The organism is Variovorax sp. P5_A3 (assembly GCF_056400665.1).
The window spans coordinates 83,222-98,170 of record NZ_JBFUKW010000017.1 but is presented as its reverse complement, the minus strand read 5'-3'; the positions used below and the strand labels follow the sequence as shown (position 1 = coordinate 98,170).

11 protein-coding genes and 1 riboswitch are annotated in these 14,949 nt (G+C 65.9%); of the genes, 6 read left to right on the top strand and 5 right to left on the bottom strand.

The window, feature by feature from the left end; genetic code table 11:
* Window positions 1–32 precede the first annotated feature (32 nt).
* The 3 genes from AC1D3B_RS23745 to cysS are packed head-to-tail and all read right to left on the bottom strand — an operon-like array spanning window position 33 to window position 3,071.
* Window positions 33–1,013, bottom strand: a complete 981-nt coding sequence (locus AC1D3B_RS23745; RefSeq protein ID WP_478193130.1) for an acetyl-CoA carboxylase carboxyltransferase subunit alpha — start codon at window positions 1,011–1,013, stop codon at window positions 33–35.
* Window positions 1,014–1,029: 16 nt separating this feature from the next.
* Window positions 1,030–1,713 carry a DNA-3-methyladenine glycosylase family protein gene (locus tag AC1D3B_RS23740; RefSeq protein ID WP_478193129.1) on the bottom strand — a complete coding sequence of 228 codons (684 nt, stop codon included), beginning with the start codon at window positions 1,711–1,713 and terminating at the stop codon, window positions 1,030–1,032.
* A complete protein-coding gene (gene cysS / locus AC1D3B_RS23735; protein WP_478193128.1) occupies window positions 1,695–3,071 on the bottom strand; it encodes a cysteine--tRNA ligase in 1,377 nt (458 codons plus the stop codon). The genes AC1D3B_RS23740 and cysS overlap by 19 nt, the downstream gene beginning before the upstream one ends.
* A gap of 196 nt (window positions 3,072–3,267) precedes the next feature.
* Here cysS and AC1D3B_RS23730 point away from each other — a divergent pair, with 196 nt between their 5' ends.
* Genes AC1D3B_RS23730 through AC1D3B_RS23710 form a run of 5 tightly spaced genes read left to right on the top strand, consistent with a single transcriptional unit; the run spans window position 3,268 to window position 6,573 of the window.
* Complete coding sequence (locus AC1D3B_RS23730; RefSeq protein ID WP_478193127.1) at window positions 3,268–3,849, top strand: tetratricopeptide repeat protein; 582 nt, start codon at window positions 3,268–3,270, stop codon at window positions 3,847–3,849.
* Between the two features lie 50 nt (window positions 3,850–3,899).
* On the top strand, window positions 3,900–4,481 hold the full coding sequence (locus AC1D3B_RS23725) for a peptidylprolyl isomerase (protein WP_478193126.1): 582 nt from the start codon (window positions 3,900–3,902) through the stop codon (window positions 4,479–4,481).
* A gap of 15 nt (window positions 4,482–4,496) precedes the next feature.
* Complete coding sequence (locus tag AC1D3B_RS23720) at window positions 4,497–5,006, top strand: peptidylprolyl isomerase (protein ID WP_478193125.1); 510 nt, start codon at window positions 4,497–4,499, stop codon at window positions 5,004–5,006.
* An 11-nt stretch (window positions 5,007–5,017) separates the two neighbouring features.
* The gene (locus tag AC1D3B_RS23715) at window positions 5,018–5,776 is read left to right on the top strand and encodes a UDP-2,3-diacylglucosamine diphosphatase (RefSeq protein WP_478193124.1); all 759 of its coding nucleotides are present in this window, start codon (window positions 5,018–5,020) and stop codon (window positions 5,774–5,776) included.
* The gene (locus tag AC1D3B_RS23710) at window positions 5,776–6,573 is read left to right on the top strand and encodes a M90 family metallopeptidase (RefSeq protein WP_478193123.1); all 798 of its coding nucleotides are present in this window, start codon (window positions 5,776–5,778) and stop codon (window positions 6,571–6,573) included. The genes AC1D3B_RS23715 and AC1D3B_RS23710 overlap by 1 nt, the downstream gene beginning before the upstream one ends.
* A 36-nt stretch (window positions 6,574–6,609) precedes the next feature.
* On the opposite strand, the gene AC1D3B_RS23705 is transcribed toward AC1D3B_RS23710, so the two are convergent.
* Both AC1D3B_RS23705 and AC1D3B_RS23700 read right to left on the bottom strand, forming a co-directional pair.
* Complete coding sequence (locus AC1D3B_RS23705) at window positions 6,610–9,438, bottom strand: DUF349 domain-containing protein (protein WP_478193122.1); 2,829 nt, start codon at window positions 9,436–9,438, stop codon at window positions 6,610–6,612.
* Window positions 9,439–9,530: 92 nt separating this feature from the next.
* A complete protein-coding gene (locus tag AC1D3B_RS23700; RefSeq protein WP_478193121.1) occupies window positions 9,531–13,331 on the bottom strand; it encodes a DUF748 domain-containing protein in 3,801 nt (1,266 codons plus the stop codon).
* Between the two features lie 592 nt (window positions 13,332–13,923).
* On the opposite strand from AC1D3B_RS23700, the gene AC1D3B_RS23695 reads away from it, so the two are divergent.
* Window positions 13,924–14,763: a transglycosylase SLT domain-containing protein gene (locus tag AC1D3B_RS23695; RefSeq protein WP_478193120.1), complete on the top strand. Its 840-nt coding sequence runs from the start codon at window positions 13,924–13,926 to the stop codon at window positions 14,761–14,763.
* Between the two features lie 38 nt (window positions 14,764–14,801).
* Window positions 14,802–14,928: riboswitch (ZMP/ZTP riboswitch) on the top strand.
* Window positions 14,929–14,949: the final 21 nt, after the last annotated feature.

Genomic DNA, 14,949 nt, shown 5'->3' with positions numbered 1-14,949 from the left:
CAACGCGAGGCAGGCCACGGCCCGCCCGGCGTTCACTTGCCGTTGTCGGCCTTGGTGTCGGCGAAGCGGCCGTAGCTCTGCAGACGCTCGTAGCGCCGGTTGAGCAGTTCCTTCACCGACAGATCGCTGACCTGGCGGAAGGCATCGTTCAACGCGCGCTTGAGGAACGCGGCCATCTGCCGATGGTCGCGATGCGATCCGCCGACGGGCTCGTTGACGATCTTGTCGACCAGTCCCAGCGCCTTGAGACGGTGCGCGGTGATGCCCAACGCATCGGCGGCTTCCTGGGCCTTGTCGCTGGTCTTCCAGAGGATGGATGCGCAGCCTTCGGGGCTGATCACTGAGTAGACCGAGTACTGCAGCATCAGCACCTGGTCGCCCACCGAAATCGCCAACGCGCCGCCGGAGCCGCCCTCGCCGATGATGGTCACGATGATCGGCACCTCGAGCTGCGCCATCTCGAAGATGTTGCGGCCGATGGCTTCGGACTGGCCGCGCTCCTCGGCGTCGATGCCCGGATAGGCGCCCGGAGTGTCAACGAAGGTGAACACCGGCAGCTTGAATTTCTCGGCCGTCTTCATCAGCCGGAGCGCCTTGCGATAGCCCTCGGGCTTGCTCATGCCGAAGTTGCGCGCGGTGCGCTCCTTGGTGTCGCGGCCCTTCTGGTGGCCGAGCACCATGCAGGGCGTGCCGTTGAAGCGAGCGAGCCCGCCAACGATCGACAGGTCGTCCGCAAAGTGGCGGTCGCCGTGCAGTTCGACGAAGTCCGTGAAGATCTCGTTCACGTAGTCAAGCGTGTAGGGACGCTCGGGATGACGGGCGATCTTGGTGATCTGCCACGGCGTCAGGTCGCTGTAGATGTCCTTGGTGAGCTGCAGGCTTTTCTTGCCGAGCTGATCGATTTCTTCCGAAATGTCGACCGCGGATTCGGTCTGGACATAGCGCAGCTCTTCAATCTTGCTTTCGAGTTCAGCGACGGGCTGCTCGAAGTCGAGGAAGGTTCGTTTCGCCAACGTCTTCTCCTGTTATTCAGTATGCGACCGGTAGCGGGTCGAGCGATCGCCAAATATACCAAGTCGCGACGCTGCAGTAAGGGGCCCAGGCCACCGCCACCTCGCGCGCATCGCTGCGGCTGACGGGGTCGCCCGAAAAATAGTTCTGGCTGATGCCATTGATGAGCCCGAGGTCGTCCAGGGGCAGCACATTGGGCCGCATGAGATGGAAAATCAGGAACATCTCGGCGGTCCAGCGGCCGATGCCGCGGATCGCCACGAGTTCCGCGATGATCATTTCGTCGGACATGTTCTCCCACGCACCGACGTGCACGGCGCCCGAATCGAAATGCAGGGCCAGGTCGACCAGATACTCCACCTTGCGAGCCGAGAGCCCGGCCGCGCGCATGTCGTCGACCTTGAGTTTCAGCACGCTGGCCGGTGTCATCTTGCGCGGCAGCTTGGCAAAGCGGTCCCATACGGACTGCGCCGCCTTCACCGAGATCTGCTGGCCGACGATGCTGCGCGCCAGTGTGGTGAATGCATCGCCGCGCGATTCCAGGCAGGCATCGCCGAAGCGCGGAATGAGCCGCTTCATGACGCGGTCCTTCTTGGCAAGATGCTTGCAGGCTTCTTCCCAGTAGTCCGGCGTGAAGACCTGGACAATCGGTTCCTTGGCCACGGCTGTCGTTCTCGCCGCGTTCACTTGGCCGACGTCCATGTCGTGCCGGTGGGCGAGTCCTTCAGCACGATGCCCTGCGCGAGCAGTTCGTTCCGGATGCGGTCGGCTTCGGCGAAGTTCTTTGCCGCCTTGGCGTCGGCACGCTGCTGAATCATGGCCTGGATGGTGGCCTCGTCGAGCGTCGTTCCCGCCTGCAGGAAACCCTGAGGGTCGGATTGAAGGATGCCGAGGCATGCGCCCAGTGCCCTCAGCAGGCCGGCCGACTCGGGCGATTTCGTGCGATTGACCTCGCCGGCAAGGTCGAAAAGCACCGCCATGGCTTCGGGCGTGCCGAAGTCCTCGTCCATGGCCGCCTTGAAGCGCGCGGCGTAGGAGTCGCTCCAGTCGATCGCCACCTGCGCCGGCGCCGCCAGATGCAGCGCGGTGTACAGGCGCTTGAGCGAATTGCGCGCATCGTCGAGGTGCACGTCGCTGTAGTTGAGCGGGCTGCGGTAGTGGGCCCGCACGACGAAGAACCGCACGGTCTCGGCGTCGTACTTCTTCAGCACGTCGCGGATGAGGAAGAAATTACCCAGGCTCTTGGACATCTTCTCGTCGTCGATGTTGATGAAGCCGTTGTGCATCCACGTGCGCGCCAGCGGCTTGCCGTTGGCTCCTTCACTTTGCGCAATCTCGTTCTCGTGATGCGGAAACTGCAGGTCCGCCCCGCCGCCATGGATGTCGAGGGTCTGCCCGAGGAGTTCGCACGCCATGGCCGAGCATTCGATGTGCCAGCCCGGGCGCCCCGGTCCGAAATCGCTGGACCACTTCACCTCGTCCGGCTCGGTGGGCTTGGCACTCTTCCAGAGCACCGGGTCGAGCGGATCATCCTTGCCGTCCAGCACCGCGACACGCTCGCCGGCGTGAAGCTCGTCGAGCGTCTTGCCGCTGAGCTTGCCGTAGCCGGGAAACTTGCGCACTGCATAGTTCACGTCGCCGTTCGGCGAGCGGTAAGCGAGCCCCTTCTGCTCCAGCGTAGCGATCATCGACAGCATCTGCGGAATGAAATCGGTGGCGCGCGGCTCGTGTGTAGGCCTTTCGATGCCGAGGGCGTCGGCGTCCTCGTGCAGCGCAACGATCATCCGGTCGGTGAGCGCACGGATGCTTTCGCCGTTTTCGACGGCGCGGCGGATGATCTTGTCATCGATGTCGGTGATGTTGCGGACGTAGTCGACCGCGAGGCCGGATGTCCTGAGCCAGCGCTGGACCACGTCGAACGCGATCATCGAGCGGGCATGGCCCAGGTGGCAGTAGTCGTACACCGTCATCCCGCAGACGTACATGCGCACCCTGCCGGGTTGCAGAGGGCTGAATTCCTCCAGTTCACGCGAGAGCGTGTTGTAGATGCGAAGACTCATGGGGCTCGGAAAACGTCGGTTCGCGCGCGTGCGAAAACGGGCGAAGGACAGCGGGTTTTTCAGGGGTGGAAGTGGTGTGGCGACGAAGGGTTGGACGTGGCCCCTCGGCTACAATCCTTCGCAGTATAAACGGCCACCGGCGGATATTTTCCACGTGTTTACGAAGGCCCGCGCCCTCTCTTCCTTTCGAGGCTTCATGCAGCACGCCGCTATCTCCTTGTCTTCCCTTCTTCGCATTTTCCCGGCCCTGCTCCTGGCGCTGACCATCGGCGCGGCACACGCCGACGACTATTCCGACGTCAACGCTCTGTTGCGCCAAGGCAAGGCCGACGAGGCACTGGTCAAGGCCGATGCCTACATCGCCGGCAAGCCGCGCGATCCGCAGATGCGCTTCCTGCGCGGCGTCATCCTGACGGAGCAAGGCAAGCAGGCAGAGGCGATCGCAGCCTTCACGCAGCTGACCCAGGAATTCCCGGAACTGCCCGAGCCCTACAACAACCTCGCTGCACTCCACGCGGCCCAAAGCCAGTTCGACAAGGCCCGCGCCGCGCTCGAGATGGCGATCAAGCTCAACCCCGACTACGCCACGGCGCACGAGAACCTCGGCGACATCTACGCTCGCCTGGCCGCACAGTCCTACGCCAAGGCGCAGCAACTCGAGACCGGCAACGCCACCGTGCCGCCCAAGCTCGCGCTGATCCGCCAGGTGTTCGGCACACCAACGTCCAGTGCGCTGCCGCCGGCGGCGCCTGCCGTTCGCAAGCCCGTGCGCCAGTAAGGCACGTGCAGACCGCGCTGCGGCGCATCCTTGTCGAAAGCGATCTTCCTGTGACACTTCAAGCCTTTTCGCGCCGGACGGCGCTGGTCCTGGCCGCGACGCTGGCCATTTCGGCAACCGCAAGCTGGGCGCAGAACGCGCCCCGCGTCAAGCTCACCACCTCGGCCGGCGACATCGTGATCGAACTCGCGCCGGACAAGGCGCCGAAGACGGGCGACAACTTCCTGCAATACGTCAAGGACAAGCACTACGACGGCACGGTGTTCCATCGCGTCATCGACGGCTTCATGATCCAGGGCGGCGGCTTCACGGCGGACTTGAAGCAGAAGCCGACGCGCGCGCCGATCCCGCTGGAGGCGAAGAACGGCCTCAAGAACACGAAGTACACGGTGGCGATGGCCCGCACCTCCGATCCGAACTCGGCCACGTCGCAGTTCTTCATCAATGTCGTCGACAACACACGACTCGACGCGTCCGACGCGAACGGCTCCGGCTACGCCGTGTTCGGCAAGGTCGTCTCCGGCACCGAGGTCGTCGACAAAATCCGCGCTGCGCGCACGGGCAACAAGGGCGGCATGCAGGACGTGCCCCTCGAAACCATCACCATCCTGTCCGCCACCGTGGCGAACTAATCCAAAGGAATCCTCATGAGCAACCCGCAAGTCGAACTGCACATCAAGGGCCAGGGCGTCATCACGCTCGAGCTCGACCAGGACAAGGCGCCCAAGTCGGTCGCCAACTTCATCGAGTACGTGACCAAGGGCCACTACGACAACACCGTGTTCCACCGCGTCATCCCCGGCTTCATGGTGCAGGGTGGCGGTTTCGAACCCGGCATGTCGCAGAAGCCGACGGGCGCCGAGATCCAGAATGAAGCCAACAACGGCCTCAAGAACGACAACTACACGGTCGCGATGGCACGCACGAACGCGCCCCACTCGGCCACCGCGCAGTTCTTCATCAACGTGGCCGACAACGGCTTCCTGAACCACACGGCGCCTTCGGCGCAGGGCTGGGGCTACGCCGTGTTCGGCAAGGTGATCGACGGCAAGGAAGTGGTCGACAAGATCAAGGCCGTGAAGACCGGTCGCAAGGGCTTCCATGACGACGTGCCGCTCGAGGACGTCGTGATCGAGAAGGCCGTCGTCAAGAGCTGAGTCCACGCATCGTGGCGTTCGCCGAGATCGTCGCTCCTGCAGGCTGGCGCACGGTCGACCTCATTTCCGATCTCCATCTGCAGGCGTCGGATCCGGCGACCTTCGGCGCCTGGCAGGGCTATCTCGAAACCACGCCGGCGGATGCGATCTTCATCCTCGGTGACCTCTTCGAGGTCTGGATCGGCGACGACGCAGCCACCCTGCCCGGCTTCGAAGCCCAATGCGCAGAGGTCTTGAGGATGGCGGCGGTGCGACGCCCGATCTTCTTCATGCACGGCAACCGCGACTTCCTGGTCGGCGCCGCCTTTGCAGCCCAGTCCGGATTGACGCTCCTCGACGACCCCACCGTGCTGGTCCTGCACGACAAGCGCTGGCTGCTGAGCCACGGGGACGCGCTCTGTCTCGAAGACACGGAATACCTGCGATTCCGCGCCCAGGTGCGCACGCCGGAATGGAAGGAAGCGGTCCTCGCCCGTCCGATGGAAGAGCGCCGCAACCTCGCGCGCTCGGTTCGTGCGCAGAGCGAAGACCGCAAGCAAAGCCCCGGCATGGTTTGGGCCGACGTCGATGCGGATGCCGCCCGCGACTGGCTGCACCAGGCTGGCGCGAGCACGCTGGTGCACGGCCATACCCACAAGCCCGCAACGCACGCGCTGGGTGACGGGCTCGAACGCATCGTGCTCAGCGACTGGGACGTCGCGGCCCATCCGGCGCGCGCGCAGTTGCTGTGCATTTCCAGCGCCGGCGCAAGACGCGTCGACCTGCGCTGATGTTCTCTTGGCTGCGCAGCCTGCGCGCGCCGCCCCGAATTCCCGACGCAGCCTGGCGGGAGACCCTCGCGCGCTACCGCTTCCTTGGCGAACGGCCGGCGGCCGATGTGGAGCGACTGCGGCAACTGGCCGCCGAATTCCTTCGCGACAAGCGCTTTCATGGAGCGCACGGCTTCGTTATCACCGACGAAGTCGCACTGGCCGTCGCCGCGCAAGCGGTGCTCCCCGTCCTGCATCTGAAGGGCGGTCTCCACTGGTACGACGATTTCGTCGGGATCGTGGTGCACCCCTCGGAAGCCGTGGCGCTTCGCAAGACAACCGACACCTCCGGTGTGGTCCACGAATACGAAGAGATCGTGGCCGGCGAGGCCATGGAGCGCGGGCCGGTGATGCTGAGCTGGCAGGACGTGCTCGCGAGCAGCGTCACGCGCGCCGAGGGCTACAACGTCGTGATCCATGAATTCGCCCACAAGATCGACATGCATGGCGGCGGTGCAGTCGACGGTTGCCCACCGCTGCCGCCCAGTTTTCGGGGCACATCGAGTTCGCGGGACGCGCGCGCAGCGTGGTTTGCAGTGCTGCAGCCGGCCTACGACGCTTTTCGCGAACAGACCATCCTGGCCGAGCGCTTCGGGGGTGAGCCCCCGTGGCTCGACGCCTATGGCGCGCAGTCGACCGGCGAATTCTTCGCCGTCGCCTGCGAGGCGTACTTCGTGAATCGAGCCAGCCTGGAGGCCGACTTTCCAGCGCTGGCGTCCATGTTCGACGAGTTCTTCACGTCGACAGACGCAAGGTGATGGCCGGCCTGCCCCGAAAGGCAGGCTGAGTCAGGATCACTTGCGCAGCAGCGTCTTGAGCGCGTTCTGCAGACGACGCGCCGACGCGGCATCGTGCGGCGCCGCGAGCACCTTGCCGGCATCCTGACCCCACGTCTGGGCGGGCGCCGGATCGCCGCGCCGCGTCAGCAGCTTGAGCTGCAAGGCGCGACGCGCTTCAAGTTGCTCTGCGGGCGTCGGCACTTCTGCCGCCATTTCCAGACGCAGCAAGGCCTCGGCCGCATCGTCGGCCTTTGCTGACGGTGCAGAACCCAATGCCTGCGACCACCCGGTGCGAACCGCCGGCGATACCGCGCGCCCCAGTTCCTGGACGCTGGGCAGTTGCGTTGCATCGCGCTTCTCCCACGCACCAAGCACCTGTGTCAAGGCTTCGCCATGGGCCTGCGCCGCGAGCTTGCGCAACGCGAGGTCGGCACGTTCGAGCGCTTCGCGTTGCGCGCGGAATGCGGCGTCGCCGAGACGAGGGCCGCGGTCCTCGAAGCGCGGTGGACGATCGCCGAAGCGGCCACCAGCCGGTGCTCCGCGTTCGCCGGGTCGTGGAGCCCGCTCGCCAGGGCGACCGCCTGGGCCTCCGGGCGCGCCGCGGCTGTCGCGACGATCCCCGAACTTGCCGCCTCGACCGGCAGGCACGGCTTCGGCCTTCTTGTTGCCGGGGCGGTCGTCGCCACGCACGGCGATGACCGGCTTGGGCGCAGGCTTGGGCGGTGCAGCGGGCGCAGGGCTGGCTTCTTCGACCGCTTCGGCATCGGAACGGGCCGACGGGTCGGCACCATCGGCAGGCGCGACCAGATCCTCGCCGGACGCCTCGGCCTCGGCTGGCACGCCGGACGGCGCCGCCTCGGCATCTTCCGGCGCAGGCGATTGCCCGGCGCTTTCGCTGAATTCGGCGGCCGCCTGACCGGGGGCAACCACCTCCGTGGCGCCCACGGCGGGACCGTCGGCTTTCGCGGCCTGGGCCGGCTCCGGAGCAGGCGGCGCCTCGCCGCGCAGCGCGGCTTCCAACTGCGCCATCGCTGCGCGGATCTTCTGCGCATCGCCAGTGCTGTTGGCGGCTTCGAGTGCCTTCGACGCATTCAGCACATGGCGGTCGTGCTCGCTCATCGCGGCCGAGGCCTTTTCGCGCTCTGCGCTCTTGCGGTTGAAGGCCTCGTCGATCGGCGCGCGGAAGGCGTCCCACATCTTCTGTTCGTGGCGGCGGTCGAGCGGCACGGACTGCGCCTCTGCCTGCCAGCGCTGCTGCAACGCCTTGACCGCATCGATGCGCAACATCGGTGCCGCGCCAAGTTCGATCGCCTCGGCGATCATGGCCTGGCGCCGCTCGACGCTTGCCTTCTGCGCGGCCTCGAAGGGCGCGCGCGCCGCACCGAAGGCTTCGTTCCATTGCGCCTGAAGCTCGGCAAACACCTTCTCGCCCACGTGGCCGGCGTCGCGCCAGCGATCGGCGAACTGGTGCAGCGCGCGGTTGTGCGCCTTCAGGTCGGCCGCCTCCGCATGCTCGGCGGCCCACGCCTTCACCTCTTCGATCAGCGCGAGGCGCTGGGCACGGTGCTCGGCTGCGTCGGCGCGGACTTTCTCGAGCCAGGCCTCGACGACCTTGTGGGCCTCGTTGCAGGCTTCATCGAAGCGTTTCCAGAGTGCGTGGTTGGGCACGCCACCCTGGTCGGACTGCTTCCACTGTTCCCGCAGTGCCCGAAGGGTTTCCTGCATCTTGCGGCCGCCCAGGGCTTGGCCCTCGGGGCGCTTCAGCAGGCCTTCGGCCTTCGCGACCAGTTCTTCGCGAACCTTGTCGGCGCTCCAGCGCTGCCAGCCTTCGAGTTCGCCGGCGGCCACCAGGGCAGCATGCACGCGCGCTTCGAGCGGCGCATCGACAAGCCTGCCGTGTTCCTTGAGCACGACGCGCAATGCGGCAGCGGCACCGGCGCTGGCCTTGCCGTGTCCTTCGGCAGTTTCCTGTTCCAGCTTGGCGAGCGCGGCCTGCACGGCGTCCTGCGCTGCGGCGCGCTTTTCAGGGTCGACCTTCGGTGCCGCAGGCTTCTGTGCGGCAGCCGGCGCTGCTTCGGGTGCGCCACCGCGCGCAACGCGCAGTTCGTCAGCCCAGACGGGCACCGGCGGCAGCGGTGCGGCGGCGTCCGCCGCGGCGGCCTGCGCCTGCGCCAGGGCAGCGTGGAATGCATCCGAAACCACCAGGAGTTGCGCCTTGGAGGATTCGAGTTGCGGCGCAAAACGTGCGTCGAGGCTGCTCCAGTTGCCGTCCGCGGCAATCTCGGCGGCCTGCTGCTGCCAGTGGGCGACGTCCGCGCGCAGTGCTTCCTCGGCCGCCTGCGCGTCGCGCCAGCTCTTGGTCGACAACACCTCGAAGCGCTGCGCCAGCAATACGGCGGCCTCGCGATGGACCTGCGCGCGGTGCTGCAAGTCCTCGATGCCCTTCACCCGCTCTGCCAGCCGGGTCTTGAGGCCCGCCAGCGGCTCGCGCGAAAGTGGCGCGCCCGCCTTGGCCGCGTCGCGCTGCCAGGCAAGCGCATCCGCAATATTGAGCTTGGGCTGCACCAGCAAGGCCTCCGCCTTGTGTCCCCACTCGACGGCGATGGCCTCCTGGTCCTTGGCACGTCGCAGTTCGTCGAGTTTCTCGCGAAGTGGCCGGGCGGCGCCCTTGTCGCGTCCGCTCATTTCCTTGAACACGTTCTGTACCTGCTCGGTCGCCGGGTTGCTGGCGAGCCAGTCGCGGATGCGCTGGGCGCGCTCGCCGGACGTGGACGCAGTGAAGGCGCCCCCGGTCAACGTGTCGAGGGACTGGATGTCGTGAGGCTTGGTGGAAGTTGAGGTCACTGCGCGAATATCGTTATCTGTAGAGAAAAAGCGAAGGCGCCGGCAATTTGCCGGCGCACCGCTCCATTTTCACCGACTTGCGGCTGGTCGGGTCAGCGGGTGGCCAGTTTCAGTTCGGCGCCTGGTTTCCAGTTGTCGCCTTCGGCCTTGGTTCGTACCGCGCCGAGGAAGAGCTGCTCGCTGGGCACCTTCCGCTCCAGCAGGTAGTCGCGCACCGCGGCGCCGCGATCCACCGCCAACTGTCGCATCGACTCCTCGTCGACGGGAATGCTGGTGAGCAGCAGGTCCTCCATTTCATTGGTCGGCAAGTCCTTGGCCAATCCCACCATATTGCGGGGCTTGGTGACTTCGGAGCGCTTGTAGACCGCCGCCAGTAGCGCAGGGTATTCGGCATCGGTGAGCGGGGGCAAGTCAGTCGCGTCCTGGCCGGCGCGGACCGTGGCCCTGCGCTTCTCGGCCTGCGCAAGCCGGCGCACTTGCTGGCGTTGATAGGCCTCGCGCTCCTTGTCGAGGCTGGACATCCCAACCACCGTCATCTTCAGGGCCGGCCTGTCGTTGAGCGCCTTCGCGACCTTGTCGAGATTCTCCTTGGCCTCCGCCGACAATTCCACGCTGCCCGGCGCGAAGGCGATCGTGCTCGACTCGCCGCCTCCGCCAAAGCCACCGGTCAGCAGGGCAAACGGCGCCGTGGCGGCCTTGGCGATCAGATTGACGATGGCCTTCAGGATCAACGGCCCGATGCTGAATTGCGGATCGTTGATCGACCCCCTGAGCGGGAGGTCGATGTCGATGACGCCATTGCGATCGGCCAGCAACGCCACGGCCAGGCGCACAGGCAGGCTCGCCGGTGCACCCTCGACCTCTTCGCCGAACTGGAGCTGGTTGAGCACCAGCTTGTTGGACGCCGTCAGCGTGCCGTCCGGGGCGATCTTGTAGTTGACGTCCATGCTCAGCTTGCCGCGTTCGATGCCGTGGCCGGCGAATCGCACCGAATAGGGCGACAGCGGCGGCAGATCCAGGTCGTGCATCCTGGCCGTGATGTCGAGTTCCAGCGGCTTCACCAGCGGGTTCAGCTTGCCGGTGATCTCGAGCGATGCCGTCTGCTGTGCCTTGCCGCGCAGCTCGAGGTCCGCCAGCGCGGGCTTGTCGCCCTGCGGCTTCGACGAGAAAGCGCTGAGCTTGCCGGTCAGCTCGGTCAGATCTGCTGAATAGTTGGGCTTGATGAACAGGTCGGAGAAGTCGATCTTCCCGTTCACCAGGCTCATCGGACCGAAATTGATGATCGGTGCCGGACCCGATGGCTCGGTCGCTGCGGCGGTTGCGACGGCCGCCGCCTTCGCCGGCTCGGCCGCGCCACCGACCATGAGCTCGGCGGGCGGCGGTGCGCCACGCGCCCGGTTGGCCGGCCGCCGGCTGGCGGTCGTCGTATTCGTCCCGCCGATGCTGCGCTTCGTGGTGACTTCGGCCGCCGCCGCCTCGTCCGTTGCCGGCGCGGCTTCCTGGCCGGGCTTCTTGACCAGGTAGAGAAGATTCAACTTGCCGGTCGGATCGATGATGATCCGGGCATAGAAATCGGTCAGCGCGGTCTCGCGCACATCGACAGCCAAGGGCGCGCCCGGCTCCAGTTTCACCTGCAGGCCGCGCAGGCCCAGCGTCTTCCAGCTCAGCAATTGATTGTTTCGCGACAGGCCCGGCGCCTGCGTCAGCACGACGCTGTTGGCGCGGAAGTCGTCCACGGCCGTGTCGCCGGCCAGCCGCACGCTGATGCCTGCAGGCAGGGTCGCGAACTTGACCGTGCCGCGGTAGCTCGCGAAGGCGCGGCGAATGTCGACGTTGAGCGCATCCGCGTAGTAGGCCTTGAAGGCGTGGGCCGGGATGGACGCGACCACCAACTTGCCCTCCGCCGAAACGGGCTTGAGCACCACGTTGCCGTCGTACTCGAATCGCCCCGGCTCCGCGCGGCCGGCGGCGATGCGCCCCGACAGCTTGAGCGGCGACACCGTGGCCGTGTTCGGCGCGATCTTCTGCGCCTTGATGTTCAGCGCGCTGAGTTCGAAGGCCACCGGCGTGGCGCTCGCATTGTCCTCAAAGGAAAGCGCGCCGTTGTCGATCGCCACCGTGCCGATGGAAAGCTCCCATGGCTTGCTGTTCGCACCCGGAGGCGCGTCCTTGGCGCCGGGGTCCCTGGGAGCGGCGACCTTGGCGTCGGCAGAGCCGCTCTGGCTGCCGCCCGGGGGCGCCTTCAGCCAGCGCTCGAACATCCAGCGCTTTTCGTTGTCGCGCTCGATGCGGACCTTCGGGTTCGTCGCGGTAAAGGATGCGATCGCAAGCGTGTGCCTGGTCATGTCCGCTTCGGCGTCGACGATCTCGAAGCGGCCGACGCTCGCCAGCGCGGTCTTGGCCTGCGTGAGGGCCAGGCCCTCGGCCACGACGCTGCGCGCCTTGAACTTGAGATCGGGCTTGGCCCAGGCGACGTCGATCTTTCCGCTCAGCTTGCCGTCGAGGGTCGGTTCGAGGCTTTGCGCCAGGTACGGCGCCGCCAGCGACAGGGGCAGCGCGTCGACTTCGGTCGCCACCTGCGCCGCCTTGTCGGTCCCCTCGCCGCTGAACTTGATCGCCGCCCCGCCGATGGAGGTCGAGCCGTTGAATTGCGCAGGCTTGTCCATGGGCCATGTCACGGCGCGCACCTCGACGGCGAGGTTCTTCATGTCGACCGCAGCATCCGGCTGGGTGGTCTGGTCTCGCCAGCCGATCGTGCCGCCGGTCAGCGCCACCTTGTCGACCTGGATGCGCCAGGGTTGCGGCTCGGCCGGCTTCGCTGCGCCATCGGCATCGGGCGCGGGCAGCGTCGCCGCCTTTTCGTGCGCGCCGGTCGCCCGGTCGGTCGCAAGAAGATTGAGTTGCCCGCCGGCATCGCGCGCCACCACCAGATCCGGCCCGGCCAGGGCCACTTCGCTCAGGTGCACGACCCGCTCCAGCGGCCTGACGTCGTCCAATGCGATCTTGAGCGAATCGAAGCCGAGCAGGTCGTGCGACTTGGAGTCCACCACCTTGATGTCGCGCGCCCCGATCGTGCCGGTGATCTTGAGCCCCGTCGTGGCGGTCTGCTCGAAGTCGACCTTGAGCTCCGCGTCGAGCTTGCCCGACTTCAATGCGACCGGCAGGCCGCCCGGGATGTAGCCCAGATAGGGCACAAGATCGAGGTCGGTGAAGCTCAACTGGGCATCAGTCTTGCGGTTTTCGGCAAAAGGCGTGGAGGCCGCCGCCGAATCGAATTTGCTTCCGTTGAGGACGAATGCCAGCTTCGGCTCGGTCTTCACCTCGCGCTGGGACGCCAGATTGCTGATGAAAGGTACGTTGAGCACGAGGTCGCGAAGCTCGTGGGTGCGCTTGACAGTCTGGTCCTCGAAGTCGACCGACCCGCCGGAAATCGCGATGTTGTAGATGGCGAATCGCGGAGGCTCGCTCTTGGGTGCATCCGGCTTGGGCGCCAGCTTGGCGAGGATGTCGTCGATGTCGTACTTGCCATCGGCCAGATGCGTCAGCTTGATCGCCGGCGAATCGATCGAGACCGCGTCGATCACCGGGGCGAGGCGCAGGATCGACTGCAATTCGGCATCGGCATAGATCCGCCGGATCACCACTTGCGGCTGAGTGCCATCCGCCGTGGCGATGCGCAAGTCATTCACGGCGAGTTCGAGCGTCCAGGGCTTGAAATCGATCTTGCCGACCGTGACCTGGCGGCCGAGCTTCTCGCTGGCGATCTTCTGGATCTGGCTCTTGGCGATCGGCGGCACCGCCAGCCAGGCAATGACCCAGACGATCAGCAGGACCAGTAACGCGACGACCCCGCGTCGCACCCATTTGTTCTGTATCAGCGAAGCAGCATTCATCGAGGGGGAGTGTGCCCCAAACACCGGTGCCTTCCCAGAAGCAAGAAAGCCCGAAGACGCGACGAAATGTCTTGTCTTCGGGCTCGATGGCGGACGCAACGCCCATGCCATCTTTTCGCTCGACCGGAAGTTCAATCGTTCCGGTCATGCTGGCAGCAAGAGATTGCCACCGTTGGGCCTCAGCCGCTGAACCTTCGGATTGCTCCTCCGGCCACTGGACCTTGGTGAACACCTGAAATGATCAGGCCCCCTCAGCCTAGGCGCGTGACAGAGGGAATGCAAATGAGGTTTTCAATGGACGGTCGCGTGTCGATGCGCGAACTATTTCACACATTTATTACATCAAAATTGGAATAACGGAACTAATCGTTATTCTTGACCGGGTATTTAGCCGCTCCTAGAATGCCCTCTTCTCCGGACCGCCAGACGCGGTCGGACTCTCCGATCCGCTGCCGAATTCCACCGGCTTGATCAGGCGGCCGCGCCCTCTCCCCTTCTTGCGCGGACCTGATTCGTACCAATCCAAGCGCCTGCCTTCCAGCTTCGCCCCCCCGCGGCGATGCGCACAGGCTCCGCATAGAAAGGAAGAGCGATGAAACAGGCGTTTGATGCCACGGCCCGAGGGCTAAGGACCTTCGTGTCCGACGTGGCCGACGGCTTTTTTGAAATCACCCACAACGGGTTTGCCCTGGTCGGGCTGGCGATCGTGTTCGCCGCACTGGCATTGGCCGCCCGGCCGGACCTTCGCCAATCGGGCGAGGAACAACTCATGGGCTGGCTGCAATCCCGCAAGCCGCCTCCTGAGGTGGCCGCCGTCACGGATCTGGAGCCCACCGCGATCGATCGCACCACGGCCGCCAGTCCGCACGAACTGCCAAAGGCGCAGGCCGCGGTCGCCTACTGGCTGAGCAAGAAATACCGCGTGGCGGTCGAGCCGCTGACCGTCCTGGTCGCCGAAGCCTTCGACCTGGGCAAGCGCACCAAGCTCGACCCGACGCTGATCCTCGCCATCATGGCGGTCGAATCCAGTTTCAACCCCTTCGCCCAGAGCCAGGTCGGCGCCCAGGGCCTGATGCAGGTCATGACCCGCGTTCATGGCGAAAAGTACGAACCCGCCGGCGGTACCCTCACCGCCTTCGACCCGGTGACCAACATGCGCGTGGGCGTCAAGGTGCTGCAGGAATGCATTGCCAAGGCCGGCTCGCTCGAAGGGGGCCTGCGCTACTACGTCGGCGCGGCCAATCTCAGCGACGATGGCGGCTATGCCACCAAGGTGCTGGCCGAGCACGAACGCCTGCGCCAGGTGATCGGCGGCCGCGCGCCGTCCGTCAATCCGCCGGCCGTGCGCCCGAACCCCATCCCGGTCGTGGCCCCGGCCAAGCCACAGCCCGAAGCCGACCCGCAACAGGTGGCACAGCTGTCGGCTTCCTAGGCCTGTTGCCGCCGGTGGCAAGCGCCGTCGGCTACACTCCGCCAGCACGCGACTGGCGATAGGCGCAACCCTTTTCAGGTGCATTGCGCTGACGTGGACTACCACTGGGAAGCGTGCCGCCTGCGGTCTTGAGCAGGCGTTCAGCCGTTCGCCTGGGCAGCCCTTGTTTGGTTGAAGAACAAGGAC

Coding starts and splice junctions, on each gene's coding strand:
- AC1D3B_RS23740 (WP_478193129.1), bottom strand. CDS start 1,713: ATGGACGTCGGCCAAGTGAACGCGGCGAGAACGACAGCCGTGGCCAAG.
- cysS (WP_478193128.1), bottom strand. CDS start 3,071: ATGAGTCTTCGCATCTACAACACGCTCTCGCGTGAACTGGAGGAATTC.
- AC1D3B_RS23730 (WP_478193127.1), top strand. CDS start 3,268: ATGCAGCACGCCGCTATCTCCTTGTCTTCCCTTCTTCGCATTTTCCCG.
- AC1D3B_RS23720 (WP_478193125.1), top strand. CDS start 4,497: ATGAGCAACCCGCAAGTCGAACTGCACATCAAGGGCCAGGGCGTCATC.
- AC1D3B_RS23710 (WP_478193123.1), top strand. CDS start 5,776: ATGTTCTCTTGGCTGCGCAGCCTGCGCGCGCCGCCCCGAATTCCCGAC.
- AC1D3B_RS23700 (WP_478193121.1), bottom strand. CDS start 13,331: ATGAATGCTGCTTCGCTGATACAGAACAAATGGGTGCGACGCGGGGTC.
- AC1D3B_RS23695 (WP_478193120.1), top strand. CDS start 13,924: ATGAAACAGGCGTTTGATGCCACGGCCCGAGGGCTAAGGACCTTCGTG.